Origin of the sequence: Actinomycetospora aurantiaca, assembly GCF_037401875.1 — a bacterium.
GTDB classification, from domain to species: domain Bacteria; phylum Actinomycetota; class Actinomycetes; order Mycobacteriales; family Pseudonocardiaceae; genus Actinomycetospora; species Actinomycetospora aurantiaca.
Genome location: NZ_JBBEGN010000055.1, coordinates 1 through 307, shown reverse-complemented (window position 1 = coordinate 307; position 307 = coordinate 1). Strand labels below are relative to the sequence as shown.

At 66.4% G+C, this 307-nt stretch carries 1 protein-coding gene; it reads right to left on the bottom strand.

Going from position 1 to position 307, the window contains the following annotated elements:
• On the bottom strand, nucleotides 1-240 hold a 240-nt coding region (locus WCD74_RS29875), incomplete at its 3' end, for a manganese catalase family protein (protein ID WP_337698578.1).
• Between the last annotated feature and the right edge of the window lie 67 nt (nucleotides 241-307).

Genomic DNA, 307 nt, shown 5'->3' with positions numbered 1-307 from the left:
GGCGATGGTCGAGGCGATCAGCTCGACGTGCCCGATCTCCTCGGTGCCGATGCCGTAGAGCAGATCCCGGAACGGCTTACCGGTCGGTCCGCGGAAATTGAACGACTGGAACAGGTACTGCATCATCGTGCGCATCTCGCCGAACTGGCCGCCCAGGCCTTCCTGCAGGGCGTTCGCCGCGGCCGGGTCCGGCTCGTCGGCCTCGATCTGGTTGAGCATGCGCTGCACGTGGAGGAACACGGAACAAACCCCTCACCTCGGGGACACCACTGGCGACGCGTCCGCGGGCTGCAACGACGTCGACGAC